At 63.5% G+C, this 13,916-nt stretch carries 12 protein-coding genes; 7 read left to right on the forward strand and 5 right to left on the reverse strand.

Annotated elements, in window-relative coordinates:
• Positions 1 to 11: 11 nt before the first annotated feature.
• Positions 12 to 1,517 (forward strand): amino acid permease, encoded by a 1,506-nt coding sequence (locus HMPREF2129_RS04410; protein WP_034663682.1) that lies wholly within the window; start codon positions 12 to 14, stop codon positions 1,515 to 1,517.
• On the opposite strand, the gene HMPREF2129_RS04415 is transcribed toward HMPREF2129_RS04410, so the two are convergent.
• Positions 1,514 to 2,254, reverse strand: coding sequence for a TSUP family transporter (locus tag HMPREF2129_RS04415; RefSeq protein ID WP_034663686.1), 741 nt, complete (start codon positions 2,252 to 2,254; stop codon positions 1,514 to 1,516). The two genes, HMPREF2129_RS04410 and HMPREF2129_RS04415, sit on opposite strands and share 4 nt — an antisense overlap.
• Before the next feature lie 16 nt (positions 2,255 to 2,270).
• Between HMPREF2129_RS04415 and HMPREF2129_RS04420 the strand changes: the two genes are divergently transcribed.
• Positions 2,271 to 3,329, forward strand: coding sequence for an AbrB family transcriptional regulator (locus HMPREF2129_RS04420; protein WP_034663723.1), 1,059 nt, complete (start codon positions 2,271 to 2,273; stop codon positions 3,327 to 3,329).
• Here the strand turns inward: HMPREF2129_RS04420 and HMPREF2129_RS04425 are convergent.
• On the reverse strand, positions 3,326 to 4,981 hold the full coding sequence (locus HMPREF2129_RS04425; protein ID WP_034663687.1) for a DUF885 domain-containing protein: 1,656 nt from the start codon (positions 4,979 to 4,981) through the stop codon (positions 3,326 to 3,328). The genes HMPREF2129_RS04420 and HMPREF2129_RS04425 overlap by 4 nt on opposite strands.
• 44 nt (positions 4,982 to 5,025) lie before the next feature.
• On the opposite strand from HMPREF2129_RS04425, the gene HMPREF2129_RS04430 reads away from it, so the two are divergent.
• Both HMPREF2129_RS04430 and HMPREF2129_RS04435 read left to right on the forward strand, forming a co-directional pair.
• A complete protein-coding gene (locus tag HMPREF2129_RS04430) occupies positions 5,026 to 5,784 on the forward strand; it encodes an NAD-dependent deacylase (protein WP_034663690.1) in 759 nt (252 codons plus the stop codon).
• Positions 5,785 to 5,805: 21 nt separating this feature from the next.
• Positions 5,806 to 6,861, forward strand: a complete 1,056-nt coding sequence (locus HMPREF2129_RS04435) for an ROK family protein (protein ID WP_034663691.1) — start codon at positions 5,806 to 5,808, stop codon at positions 6,859 to 6,861.
• On the opposite strand, the gene HMPREF2129_RS04440 is transcribed toward HMPREF2129_RS04435, so the two are convergent.
• Genes HMPREF2129_RS04440 through amn form a run of 3 tightly spaced genes read right to left on the reverse strand, consistent with a single transcriptional unit; the run spans position 6,817 to position 10,094 of the window.
• The gene (locus tag HMPREF2129_RS04440) at positions 6,817 to 7,341 is read right to left on the reverse strand and encodes a gamma carbonic anhydrase family protein (protein ID WP_034663694.1); all 525 of its coding nucleotides are present in this window, start codon (positions 7,339 to 7,341) and stop codon (positions 6,817 to 6,819) included. The genes HMPREF2129_RS04435 and HMPREF2129_RS04440 overlap by 45 nt on opposite strands.
• A gap of 5 nt (positions 7,342 to 7,346) precedes the next feature.
• Entirely contained in the window at positions 7,347 to 8,642 is a 1,296-nt protein-coding gene (locus HMPREF2129_RS04445; protein ID WP_198021521.1) for a glycosyltransferase 87 family protein, read from the reverse strand.
• Between the two features lie 42 nt (positions 8,643 to 8,684).
• On the reverse strand, positions 8,685 to 10,094 hold the full coding sequence (amn, locus tag HMPREF2129_RS04450) for an AMP nucleosidase (RefSeq protein ID WP_034663697.1): 1,410 nt from the start codon (positions 10,092 to 10,094) through the stop codon (positions 8,685 to 8,687).
• Positions 10,095 to 10,121: 27 nt separating this feature from the next.
• Between amn and HMPREF2129_RS04455 the strand changes: the two genes are divergently transcribed.
• The 3 genes from HMPREF2129_RS04455 to HMPREF2129_RS04465 all read left to right on the forward strand — a co-directional run bounded on the left by HMPREF2129_RS04455 (position 10,122) and on the right by HMPREF2129_RS04465 (position 13,787).
• Positions 10,122 to 10,928: a class A beta-lactamase-related serine hydrolase gene (locus HMPREF2129_RS04455; RefSeq protein WP_232218099.1), complete on the forward strand. Its 807-nt coding sequence runs from the start codon at positions 10,122 to 10,124 to the stop codon at positions 10,926 to 10,928.
• Positions 10,921 to 12,219, forward strand: a complete 1,299-nt coding sequence (locus HMPREF2129_RS04460) for a M20/M25/M40 family metallo-hydrolase (RefSeq protein ID WP_034663698.1) — start codon at positions 10,921 to 10,923, stop codon at positions 12,217 to 12,219. Before HMPREF2129_RS04455 ends, HMPREF2129_RS04460 begins: the two co-directional genes overlap by 8 nt.
• A gap of 62 nt (positions 12,220 to 12,281) precedes the next feature.
• A complete protein-coding gene (locus HMPREF2129_RS04465) occupies positions 12,282 to 13,787 on the forward strand; it encodes a succinic semialdehyde dehydrogenase (protein WP_034663701.1) in 1,506 nt (501 codons plus the stop codon).
• The last annotated feature ends 129 nt before the right edge of the window (positions 13,788 to 13,916 follow it).

Below are 13,916 nucleotides of genomic sequence, written 5' to 3' on the forward strand. Positions count from 1 at the left end.
GTTTATGCGGTATGACAAACGCCCACAGCGCCCCCAGCACCCCAAGTGCTGCGAGCCGCGCGAACACAGTGACCATCTGGACACTGGTTTCCCTGATCATCGGTTCCACCGTCGGCTCCGGCATCTTCGCCCTGCCGCAGAACATTGCGTCGGTGGCCAGCCCCGGCGCGATGCTCATCGGCTGGGTTATCGCCGGTGTGGGCATGCTGTCCATCGCGTTCGTGTTCCAAATCCTGGCGCGACGCAAGCCGAACCTGGATTCCGGCGTGTACTCCTACGTGCGTGCGGGGTTGGGCGATTTCATCGGGTTCACCGCCGGCTGGGGCTACTGGCTGGGCTCCGTCATGGCGCAGGTGGGCTACGCCACCTTGTTCTTCGGTACTGCGGGGCACTACCTGCCCTTTTTCAATGAGGAGAACCCGTGGGTCGTGGCCCTAGCGGTGTCGGCGCTCACCTGGGGTATCTTCTTCGCACTCACCCGCGGAGTGAAGCAAGCGGCGGCGATGAACCTGGTCACCACGATTGCGAAGCTGGTGCCCATCCTCGCGTTCATCGTGCTCATCGCCTTCGTGGGCTTCAGCTGGGACAAGTTCACCCTGGACTTCTGGGGCGCGGACTCGGGCATCCCGCTACGCGAGCAAATCCAGGGCATCATGCTGTTCACGGTGTGGGTGTTCATTGGTATTGAGGGCGCTTCCGTGTACTCCAAACAGGCACGTTCGCGTAAGGACATCGGCCGCGCCACAGTCATCGGTTTCCTGTCGGTGCTCGCACTGCTCGTTGCCGTATCGACGCTTTCCTACGGTGTGCTCACCCGCGAGGAGCTCGCCGCCCTGCCGTCCAACTCCATGGGCGCCGTACTGGAAGCCGCCGTTGGCCCGTGGGGTGGTGCGCTGATCTCCATCGGTCTATGCCTGTCCGTGCTGGGTGCGTACATCTCCTGGCAAATGCTGTGCGCAGAGCCAATCGTCATGATGGCCACCGACAATCTGCTGCCCAACAAACTCGCCCAGACCAACACCAACGGCGCACCGTTCATGGCCCAACTGCTGTCCACCAGCGTGGTCCAGTTTTTCGTCATCGTCTTCTTCGCCAACGAGACGTCCTACAACGCCATGGTGCAGCTGGCCACCATCATGTACCTGTTGCCGTACATCTTCTCATCGCTGTACCTCGTGCTCCTCGCCGTCCGCGGCAAGGGCCTCTCACACCCCCACGCCGGCACGCTTTTCGACGACTCCGGCCCCACCATCTCCACCCCCGACAACCGCCGCCACCTGGTCATCGGCATCATCGGCTTCATCTACTCCCTGTGGCTCATCTACGCGGCGGACCTGGTGTACGTCCTCTTCGGCGCTTTGGCTGTGATCCCGGGCCTCATCGCCTACGTGTGGACCCGCCTGGCGCAGCGCGAAAAGCCCTTCAACACCTTCGAATGGGTCGTAGTCCTCGTGGTCGTGGTGGGCGCGATCTTTGCCATCGTGAGTCTGCTGAACGGATCGTTGGTGCTCGATTAAAGATCGAGCACCAGGTAGACCGTCAGCACGACCACCAGGGTGAGCATGGCGTAGCGCACCAGTTTCGCCCCGCCACCGAGCACCGTCCGGGCGCCGATCTGCGCGCCCACAATATTGGCTGCTGCCAGCGACAATGCCAGCACCCAATCAACGTATCCCGCCGCGATGAACACGCCCAAGGCGCCGAGGTTCGTCGCAGTGTTCACCACCTTTGCCATGGCAGCAGACTGCAGGAAGTTCTGCGCAAACAACGCCGTGAAGCCCATGATGAGGAACATGCCCGTGCCCGGGCCGAAGGCGCCGTCGTAGAAACCCACCGCTGCCGCCAGGCACACACCACCTGCCAGCCGGGCGCGGGTGACCACAGGCTCAGACTCACCCGTGCCGAACTCCGGTTTAAACGCCACAAAGATCCCCACGGCCACGAGGAGGGTGAGGATGAGGGGGCGGATAAGGGCGTCGCTAATAAGCGAAGCGACGAGCGCACCACCCGCCGACAACCCACCCGCGATGAGCGCATAAACCCAGGTGCGACGGGGCACGCCCACACGGCGGACCATCGTGAAGGCTGCCGACGCCGTGCCGGACACCGACACCACCTTATTCGTGGCCAACACCGCCGCACCCGGCAACGGCGTGCCCGCCATGAGCACCGGAATGAGGATGAGGCCCCCGCCCCCAATCACCGCATCCACCCAACCGGCAAGCGCGGCGGCAGCGAGCAATAGGGCGATCATGCACGCCCACGCTACTATGCCAAGCGTGGAACAACGCAGCAGGTGGATGATCGTGGCACCCGTGTCGGTGCTGCTGGGGTACGCGCTGACGCTTCTCCACGTGCCGGCGGCGTGGATTCTCGGCGCGATCATCGTCTCCGGCGCCTCCGCCCTGGGCACCGGGCGGGAACTGAAACTCAACGCCACCTTCTACCAGTTCTGCCGCGGCATCATCGGGGTCATCGCGGCACTGCCCCTGGCGGGGGTGCCCGTGCAGGAACTCGCACGCTACCTCGTGCCGGGGCTCGTGTCGGCTGCCGTGATCGTGGGCATCGGGTTCGTTGGCGGGCTGCTGCTGGCCGGTTACTCCACCAAACACGGCGAAGGCGTCAACCGCGAAACCGGTGTGCTCTCGATGCTCTCCGGCGGGGCGTCCATCATGATGGCGCTGGCCAGCGAACTCGGCGCCAACATGCGCTACGTGGCGCTCACCCAATACCTACGGCTGCTGGCGGTATCCATGACGCTGCCCCTCGTCGCATCCTTCCTCCCCGCGCCGGGCGACAACCACGCCGCGGGCATTGAAGTGACCTGGTGGATGTGGCTGCTCGTGGTGGCGGTGGCGATCATCGGGAAGCCGATTGCCTCCTGGTGCCACATCCCGGTACCGGCGGTGTTTGGGCCACTGATCCTCACGGCGATCATCGCCAGCCTCCTGCCTGTCCCCCTCGCCCCGCCAGAACCGCTGGCCGTGGTGGCGTTCATGTCCATCGGCTGGGCCTGCGGTGGGGGGCTCAGCGTGCCTGCTTTGAAGCACTTTGCCAGCCTTTTGCCCGCCACCATCGCCTTCATCGTCGTGGTCATGGGGGCCTGCGCCGGCACCGGCTGGGTGGTGGCCAAATGGTTGGGCATCACCTACTTCGAGGGCTACCTGGCCACCAGCCCCGGCGCGATTGAAACGGTGCTGGCGCTGTCCGCCGAAGGCGGTGGGGGTCCAGCGGTGGTCGCGTTGCAGCTCATCCGCCTCATTTGCATCGTGGTGTTTGCGGCAGCCTTGCCGACGATCCTGCGGCGCATGGACAAACGCCGCGACTAGGCCTCCAGGATCTGGTGCGCCAACATGTCCATCGGCATGGACCCCAAGCGCAGGGCCTTGTCGTGGAACTCGCGCAGGGTCATGCCGCGCTCGCGGGCCTTGGAGCGCAGGTCCATCCAATCGCGGTAACCCAGGGCGTACGAGGTGGCCTGGGCGGGCCAGCCCATGTAGCGGTCGATCTCGAAGGTGAGGTTCTGCTCGTTCATCGCGGTGTTCTCGCGCAGGAAGGCCTTGGCGTAGGCGGCATCCCAGTAGCCGCTGCCGTCCGGGGTCTTCTTCTGCAGGTGCACGCCGATGTCTACGGCGACGCGGGCCATGCGCAAACGGAGGGAGTCAAGCAGGCCCATGCGGTAGGCGGGGTCGTCGAAAAGCCCGAGCTCGCCCATAAGCGCCTCGGCGTACACGGCCCAGCCTTCACCGTGCGCGGCGTTCCAGTTGATGGCGCGGCGCCACAAGTTGAGGGTGTCGCGCTGCGTCATCGCAATGCCTTGCTGCACGTGATGGCCGGGCACACCCTCATGGCAGATGCGCGCCAGCTCATGCCAGGTGTGGAACGCATCTTGCCCCTCCGGCACAGACCAGCACAGCAGACCAGGACGCGTGAGGTCCTCCGACGGCGGGGTGTACAGCATGCCGCCCGTGCCCGTCTCCTCCACGCGGCATTCCAGCGTGCGGATCTCCTCCGGCAGGGTGAACATCGTGCCGTCCAGCTTCTCAATCGCCTGGTCCGTGGTCCGCTGCATCCACTCCACCAGCGCGTGGCGGTCTGTGATCGTGTGGTTCGGGTCCGTGTCCAAGCGTTTGCAGGCGCTGCGGGGTGTGCATTCGTCGTACAGCTCGCGCGCTAAAGCTTGCTGCTTATCCACGACCCCCCTCAACTCCTCCAACGCCCACTCATACGCATCATCCAAATCCACCGAGCGGCCGAGGAAGAACTCTGCAAACAGCTCGTAGCGCTCCCTTCCTACCGCATCCTCGTGGTGGGCCAGCGGCGCGAGCTCCGTGGAGAGCCAATCCGCCATCTCACTAAACGCGTCCTTGGCCTGGGCAACTGCGTCTGCGTCGGGGGCAAGGCCAAGGGTTTCCAGGACGGAGCCGTCCTCTCCCAACGCCTCACACTGGCGGATCACCGCGTCAATCTGGCGCTGCGTAGCCACATCACCATGGCTGGCTGCCTCCGCCAAAGACTCCCGGTAGCCCGCCAACGATGTCCGCACCGCAAACAAGCGAGACGTGAGATTATCCAGGTCCTCCTGCGTCTCCTTCGGCATCACCATCAAACAGTTGCGAATCACCTGCACCGGGGATGTCACATTATTGAGCATCCGCAGATCCTCACCACTGTGGTGCAGATCCAACTCCACCGCCATCCGGTCGCGCAGGATGGCACCGGTGACGTAATCGACGGAATCAAAATCATCCTCATCATCCGACGAATCCGTCCCGTCATTCAACGCATCCACGTCCGCGATGAGATCCCTAATCCGATCCGCCAACGCGCCCCAATGCTCCGGGGAGAAATCCTGCAACTGGTCATCGTGCCCGGGGATACCCAACGTCGTAGCCACAGTAGGCGAAAGCTCCGCAAGGTCATACACAAAGTCCTCGCAGGTAGCATCAAGCAGGGACGGCTGCCGCTCCGGTGAACTCATAAAAGAAGAGTGTACCGGTCATCCCCCGCATTAGAGTGAGCCCCATGAACACACGTGCCAGCGCCCTTGATCGTGCCCGTGAACTCGTTGACCGCGCCCACCGCGTCGAAGTGTTCACCGGTGCCGGCATGAGCGCCGACTCCGGTCTAGCCACCTACCGCGACGCCGTCACCGGCATCTGGGAAAACGTCGACCCCACCGCCATGGCATCCATCGACGCCTGGGCCAAAGACCCCGACACCATGTGGGCCTGGTACCTCTGGCGCGCCCGCCTCGCCAGCCAAGCACAACCCAACGCCGGGCACCTGGCACTCGCGAAATGGGCCACGCACACCCTCCTAACCGTGACCACACAAAACATCGACAACCTCCACGAGCGTGCCGGCTCCACCGATGTGGTCCACCTGCACGGTTCGCTTTTCGCCTTCCGCTGCTCCATCTGCTCACGCCCATATAAGGGAAAGGTTGCCTTGCCGGAGGAGCCCACAGATAAGCTGCACCCCCCGCAATGCCCCCTGTGTGGCAACCTCATCCGGCCCGGCGTCGTCTGGTTCGGCGAACCCCTCCCCGCCTGCGAATGGGACGAGGCGGAGCGGCGCATGGTGGAGGCCGACCTCGTGGTCATCGTGGGCACCTCCGGAGTGGTCTACCCCGCCGCCGGACTCCCCCGCCTCGCCCACGAACAAGGCACCCCCATCATCGAGGTCACACCCATGGAAACCGACCTCACACCGCTCGCCACCGTCACTCTTGTGGACACGGCAGCGAAAGCGCTGCCCGCACTGATAGCCAACCTTGACTAGGTAGGCCGTAATATATTCACCATGACAACTCAATGGTCTGCCTTCTCGCGCCCGCACAACCCGACGGCGAAATGCCTCCACCTCGTGCGGCTCAACCAGGTGACCTCGCGCAGTGAGCTCGTCACCGCGACCGGCCTGTCACAGCCCACCGTCACCCGGGCCATCGCCGCGCTCATCGGCGCCGGATACGTCACCGAGCGCACGGATCTCACCCGCTCCCAGGGCCGCGGCCGTCCGATCATCCCCCTTGAACTCACAGACTCGCAGGCCATCCATGCGGGCATCGCCGTGGGCACTGGCTCCACCTACGCCGCGCTCTTTGACATCAAAGGCCGCACTATCCGCGACTCCGAACTGGACATCCACGTCGCCGACATGAGCCAGGATGACTTCATCCAGCACATCATGGCCGGGCTCAACCGCCTCATGGCGGACTTGGGGCGCCCGCTGGCCACGGTGGGGGTGACCACGTCCGGTAGCGTCAGCCCCGACGGCGTGGTCAATGCGCCGAACTTGGGGTGGAAGGATGCACCTTTCGGCTCCGAAATGCGGGAGCAGTTCTCCGTGCCAGTTCAGGTGACGTCGGCGGTGGCCGCGATCATCGGCTCGGAGATCCAGTCTGCGCTGACGGTGGATGGCACGCCGATGATGGCCTTGTTCGCAGACGACTCAATCGGTGCCGCCGTCACCCAGGACAAGGGAGTGCTGCCCATCGCCGTGGATCGGCCAGATCTGACTACCCGTGGGGTACTCGGCGGCCAGACGTTGGTGGATGCGGTGAGGGTGGCGGAGGGGGATGCGTCGTTACGCAAGAAGCTTGATGCGCGCGCACAGCAACTTGGCGCACTCGCCGCAGGTCTCATGAAAGAGCACTCCACTCCCGCGCTGGTTATCGCAGGCTCCGCGCTTATCGACGACCCCTTGGCCCCCTCCCTCTTCGCCCGCGCCGTCCGCTCCGCCCTGCCGGAGGCATCCCTACGGATGATTCCCACGCACCGCGAAATGGTGCGCGATATTGCCCGCGCAGTGGCCCTAGACCTGGTACTCCGCGAGCCCCTCACGGTGACGGCGCCCTAAAGCCACATACTTCGCTGCGTGAGTGATCAGCCCGGCGCGCTCGTCTGCGCTGACGTCGCGGCGAATCTTGGCGGGGACACCGGCGGCGAGGGAGGCGTCCGGGATCTCCTGGCCCTCAAGGACCACCGCCCCACCCCCAATAATGCAGCCGGCACCAATCGTGGAGTACGCGAGAACGGTCGCGCCCATGCCGATGAGGGTGCCGTTGCCAATGCGCTCCCCGTGGACCATGGCAAGGTGGCCGATGGTCACGTCCTCCCCGATCACGTTCTCCGTGTCCGTTTGAACGTGGATGACGCTCCCGTCCTGGACATTGGTGCGGGCACCGATGTGGATGGCGCCAACATCACCACGGATGACCACGCCAGGAAAGATCGCGGCGTCTGGGCCGATGGTGACGTTGCCGATGATCGTAGCTTCCTTCGCCACAAACGCCGTCGGGTGAATAACCGGGTGTGCGCCTTCAAAGCTATAGAGCATGCGCCCTAGCGTAGTGGCTCGCCAGGCACCGGTTCAGCACTTTGGGAAGAGCTCTTAGCGTCGCTTGTGATGTCGCTATCGGAGTCGCTTATGGCGGCGCCTTTGGCGGCAAGGTGGGCGAAGACCTTTGCGTAGAGGATGTACCCGATGATCAGCGCCAGCCCCGCAAACACGTACAGGGCAGCGCGCGGTTTACCCACGATGGGTTCAATGTTCGTGGCCGCGAACGGCACCATCACGAGGAACAAGACCAGGCAGGACACCAGCCCTGCGAGCTGCGCCGGCATGACACGCGCTGCAGCTTGATTCACCCCGACGAGGATGGCCACGCCCAAAGGCAGAATCCATACCCAGTGGTGGTACCAGGAAAATGGTGAAACAAGGCACGCCCCCAACCCCACCAGGCCAACAGCGATAGGCAGGTTATCGCGCTGCACCGCCAGCCATGCGGCCCACACCACCAGCGCCACAGTGACAAGGGCTAACGCCAGCCACACCGCGCCGGACTCGATGCCAAAGTCGCGCACCAGCACCGACTTGATGGACTGCGCCCCCGGATTCGAGTGGTCACCGACGCGGTCGGAGGAGAACATGGCGTCTGTCCAGAAGGCCTTCGCGTCCGGCACTGCGACGAAACCGACGGCGACGGTGACAAGGAACGTGACAAAACTCCCGAAAGCCGCCGCCCAGCGCCGCTGCACCAAAAACAGCAATCCGAAAAACGCCGGCGTCAGCTTAATCCCAGCGGCCAAACCTACCCCGACACCAGGCAGCCGGTACCTACTCGGCAGGAAATCCAAGCACACCAACAGCATGAGCAGGATGTTCACCTGGCCCCAGAACAAGGTGGCGTGCATCGGCTCCGTACCCAAGAGGAAGAAAGCAGCCAAAGCGGGGAGGATGATTGCGAACGCCGGCGTCATCTTCACCCCCAGTCGCGCGAAGCACAACCACAAAACCACCAGGGTGCACACAATCGACATGGTGTGCCACAGCACCGTCACCACAATGTCGTCGAGCACGCCCAGCCACGAGAACAACAGCCCTGAAAACGGCGGGTAGGTAAACGGCAGGTCAAAAATAATGTTCCCGCTGTAGAGTGCCTCCCCCGTGATGACACGCTCCCCGCCCCGCAGGTAGATCCACAGGTCAAGGGGAATGTCGGTCTTGAACACGCTGTTGTACTCGGCAAAATTCGCCCAGTACCGGTACACAATCACCCCGCAGGCAACAAGCAGCACGCACGCCACCGTTGCCTGTCCCGCGATTTGTTTTACACTGCGCTTCTCACCGGTTCTCACAGTGGAAAACATACCCGGTGGGAAGGGGAAACGTCGGTAAGCTCAGCGGAACGGGACCTCTCCTTGTGTCCGACGTAACTTACGTGTCCGCAATCGCTCCGGATTTTTAGCCAACCGTTCCATCGTCCGCACGGCACACATGACGTGTGCCTCCTTCGAGTTGGAGTAGAAGGCCTGGGCCGCGGCCGGCAACTTCGGCACCGCATGCAGGGGCAGATCCGACACCGCCAACAACGTCCCATACGGCACCCGGTAGCGGTAGCCATTCGCGGCGATGGTGGAAGACTCCATGTCCACCGCCACCGCCGTCGATCCCCGCAGCCACGCCCACAGGTCCCGTGGGGTCTGCCACTCCCAGTTGCGGTCATCCGTGGACAGCACCGTGCCGGTGCGCATGAGGGCCTGCTCCTCATCCCCGTAGATCCGCTTCACGGCCTTCTCTAGTGTCCGCTGAATCTCCGGGATCGCCGGAATGGGCAGCTCGCGTTCAATGTGGTTGTTCAGCACGTGGTCGCGCCGCTCATAGGCGTTGCCCAGGATGAGGTCCCCGATCCGCATGCGGGCGTCCAGGCCGGCGCAGTGCCCGATCATGATCCAGCACTCGGGGCGGAGCACCGCCAAACAGTCCGTGATGGTCTTCGCATTCGACGGCCCCACACCAATGTTGATCATGGTGACGCCGGAATTATTCTCCGCCACCAGGTCGTAGCGCGGCATTTGGTAGCTCGAGGTCACGTCAGCAGCCACCGCATCAACGTCCAAAACGTCGGCGGGGGTGATACGGCGGCCGTTTGGCAGGAGCAGGGCGGTGTACCGGGTGCCCTCTCGCGCGAGTTCGTTCAGGCCGAAGCGCACGAATTCGCGGGTGTGCATGTCGTAGTTGGTGAACAGGATGTAGCGCTGCACGGACTCCACGTCGATGCCGGTGTAATGCTCGATGCGTTCGCAGGCGATGTCGAAGCGTTGGGGGCCGAAGTGGAAGAGGGGTTTTTCGGGGCTGTGGAAGGCGTCCCAGTCGCCGTCGATGATGGCATCGTGGACGTCGTCAAGCGTGGGGCGTGGGATGTCGGTGCGGCGCGCTTCGCTGACGGGGCCGTGGCCGCGGATGTATTCCGGCGGGATGCCTACGTCGGAGTAACCGACGGAAATCTCGCATGGATAGTTGGCGGCCAGGCATTCGAGCTGGTGGCGCAGGTACGCCTCCATCATGTCGGGCCGGGAGATCACCGCGGAGTAGGTTCCGGCCTCATCGACGTAGCCGAAAGGTTGGGAGCGGTCGATCGGCCGCCACTGGGTGATGCGCACCGCGATTTTCGGGTAGAGCACCTCGTTGTAGCGCGCATAGTCGCCGGTGGCAACGCATTCACGCGCGCGCTCGCAGGACGTCGCATACAGCTCTTTTAGCTTATCGACGGCCTCACCAACACCACCCACTACATCCAACTGCCCCATGTCCCCCCACCCTATAAGATCCTCGGTGTGAATAAACGGTGTGCGGCGCTGGCGTGCGCGTTCATTGCGGTTGGGGTGACTGTGAGTGGCTGCTCATATTTGGCGGGGCCATCAATGCCTGATGTGGGGCCAGTAGTGGCTCTCTCTGATGGGCCACACCTAGATCTGAGTGATCTGGATGAGAACGTGGCCGAGATTGAGGAGCAGCTGGATGTCCAGGTGGGCGTGGCCGTTTTTGATGGGACGCAGGATATAACTGCTGGTTCAGTGGGGGTCATGCCGGCCTGGTCCACCATCAAGGTGCCCATTGCGCTGGTGGCGCAAAAACACTGCTCGTACGGGGAAAAAGCGTTAGAGAAGCTCACGGAGGCGGCCATCGAATGGTCGGATAATGATGCCACCGACCAACTGTGGGGCTGCCTTGGGTCGGCTGCGGATGCGAGCCGGCTGGTGTCGGAGGAAATAGCTAAGAGTGGTGTGACGGTGAAGCCTCAGCCCGCGTGGGGCACCACGGCATGGACGTTGCCTGGTCAGGCACGGTATGGGTACCAGTTGGCGGCGGTGCCGGAGGATAACCCGGTGATCGTCGATATGCATAAAATTGTGGACGAACATCGCTACGGCCTCGGCCAACTCGATAATGTGCCATTCAAAGGTGGCTGGTCCGACGCCGACGACGGATCATGGCACACCCGCCAATTCGGCTTCACCACAATTGATGAGACCACGTACGGCATCGCCATCGCCGCCCGATCCCTCGACGGCTCCGAGGAAGACTGCCAAGAGGCACTCACCCAGGTCGCCGACTATCTCAAGGAGGCAAAGGTTGACTGAACAAACCACCATTGATCTGCTGCGCCAACTCATCCGCAACGCCTGCGTCAACGACCTCACCGCAGACTCCGGCCAGGAGGTACGCAACGCTGAGACCCTAGAGGAGTTCTTCGCCGGCACCGACGTGAAAGTGCAGCGCTTTGAGCCGCACCCCGGTCGCGTTTCCGTTGCGTTCACCGTCGAAGGGACGGCCCCCGAGGCGGAACCGTTGACGTTGTTGGGGCATACGGATGTGGTACCCGTCGATAAGCCAAAATGGACGAAGGACCCCTTCGGCGCGGAGATTGAGAACGGACGAATCTACGGGCGTGGCGCAATGGACATGCTGTTCATTACCGCGGCGATGGCCACGGTGACGCGCGAGGTGGCCCAGGCCGCGCAACGCCCGCGCGGCACGCTGACCTTCGTGGGGTGTGCTGATGAGGAAGCCCGCGGTGGGCTCGGCGCCGGTTGGATCGCGGAGCACGAACCCGATGCTTTTAGCTGGCGCAACTGTCTCTCCGAGACCTCTGGGTCCCACCTGCCGGATGCGCTCGTTGTCGTCGTGGGTGAAAAGGGGGCGGCGCAGCGGCGCATCACCATCCACGGCGATGCCGGCCACGGGTCTGCGCCATATGGGCGGGAACTCACGGTGGGGCTGGTGGGCGAAGTTGCGCGTCGACTGGCCAGCATTGAGCCCCCTGTTGTCGCCGATGACCTGTGGCAAGGCTACGTCCGCGCCTTCCGCTTCGACCCCTCGACGGAACAGCAGCTGCTGCGCGGGGAGAACTATGAGGCGCTTGGGCCTCTTGCCCGCTACTCCCACGCCATGAGCCATCTCACCGTGGCGCCGACTGTGATCCGCGCCGGTGGGGCCATCAACGTGCTGCCGTCGAATGCGTACGTGGAGCTGGACATTCGTCCGCTACCTGGGCAGACGCAGGAAGATGTCGACGAAGTTCTGCGGGAAGCGCTCGGCGATCTGGCGGAACGGGTGGAGATCGAGCACCTGATCACCGAAGACGCCACTGTATCCCCCGCCTCCGGGCCACTATATGAAGCGATCGTGGAGACCTTCGGGGAATTCTTCCCCGGCGTGCCCGTGGTGCCAACGATCGCTGCAGGTGGCTCCGACCTCCGCTTCGGCCGCCGCAAAGGTGGGGTGGGCTACGGGTTTGCCCTGCACGCTGCCGGGCGCGGACTCGGTGAGGTGCTGGACCAACTGCACTCGCATGACGAGTACGTCGACATCGAAGACGTCGAGTTGACCACCAAGGCGTACCGGTCTTTGGTGCAAAAGTTCGTGTTCTAGGGCCAAAGTTTTCTTCCGAACCCCCTCCCCGTCATGACGGAAGTGCATTATCTTGGGGGACTATGACAACGCGCCTGCACAACGATTCTGACACGACCATCACCATCACGAATCCTGCCGACGGCACCATCGTCGGCACCACGAACTACTACGGCGCCGAAACCGCCACGCAGATCGTCGAGCGTGCCCGCGCCAAGCAACCCGAATGGGCCGCCACCCCCGTCAAAGAGCGCAAAAAGATCATGCTGCGCTACCACGACCTGGTGCTCAAGCACCAGAATGAGCTGCTGGACATCATCCAGGACGAGAACGGCAAAAACCGTCGCGCCGCCTTCGAAGAGGTGCTTGACAATGCGTTGACCGCCCGCCACTACGCCTACCGTGCTGAGAAGCTCCTGTCGCCGGACCGTGCGAAGGTGGCGTTGCCGATTGCAACGAAGACCCAGGTCCAACACTCCCCCATTGGTGTCGTGGGCATCATCGCTCCGTGGAACTACCCGCTGGTGCTGGCTATTTCCGACGCTATCCCGGCGATCCTCGCCGGCAACACCGTCGTGCTGAAACCGGACTCCAACACCCCGATGACCTCCCTGCGCGCCGCGGAACTGCTCGCCGAGGCAGGCCTACCCAAGGATGTCCTCACCGTCGTTCCCGGCTCTGGCCGTGAGGTGGGCCAAGCGCTCGTGGAGCAAGTCGATTACCTTATGTTCACCGGCTCCTCCGCCACCGGTGCCAAGCTCGCCGCCCAGGCTGGTGAGCGCCTCATCGGCTTCTCGGGTGAGTTGGGCGGGAAGAATCCGTTGATTGTGACGGCGGATGTGGACGTGGATAAGGCTGTGTCTGGTGTGCGCCATGCCTGCTTCTCCAACACGGGCCAGCTGTGCATCTCCATTGAGCGCATGTACGTCCACCGTGACGTGGCGGATCAGTTCATCCCGGCGTTTGTGCGGTGCGTGGAAAAAATGAAGATCGGCGCCGGCCACGACTGGGACATCGACATGGGCTCCCTCATCTCCTCGGAACACGCGGACACCGTCGCCGAATTCGTCGAGGATGCCGTAGCCAAGGGTGCCACCGTAGCCACGGGCGGCAAGCGCCTGACCAACATCGGGCCGAACTTCTACGCCCCGACCGTGCTTTTGAACGTGCCGGAGGACGCGCGGCTGTACCGGGAGGAAGTATTTGGACCGGTGGTGTACATCGAGATCGTCGATTCGCATGAAGATGCCATCGCGAAAGCCAACGACACCGAGTACGGCCTCAACGCCTCCATCTTTGGCAAGAGCGCTACCGCGCAGGAGATCGCCCGCCATCTGGAGGCCGGCACCGTGAACATCAACGAGGGTTACTCCGCCGGCTGGTCCTCCATCGGCGCCCCCATGGGTGGCTGGAAGCGTTCCGGCGTAGGCCGCCGCCACGGCGACGGGGGCCTGCTCAAGTACACCGAGTCCCGCACCGTCGCCGAGCAGCGCATTGTGCCCATCGGTGGGCCGGAGGGCATGGCACCCGAAAAATGGGCAGACCTACTCACGGCCGCACTGAAATACGGCCGTGACATCCTGCGCTAGGCGGAGGGCGCCGCTCTAAGGGGCATCCAAAAAAGAGCATGCCGAAAAGTCCAGCTGTTGCTGGCTTTCGGCATGAGGTGGTGGGTTATCTGCCGTCTACCTGCCGTAGAGGAGCGTCATCGCTCCGTA

Origin of the sequence: Corynebacterium tuscaniense DNF00037 (assembly GCF_000759055.1) — a bacterium.
Taxonomy (GTDB): Bacteria; Actinomycetota; Actinomycetes; order Mycobacteriales; family Mycobacteriaceae; genus Corynebacterium; species Corynebacterium tuscaniense.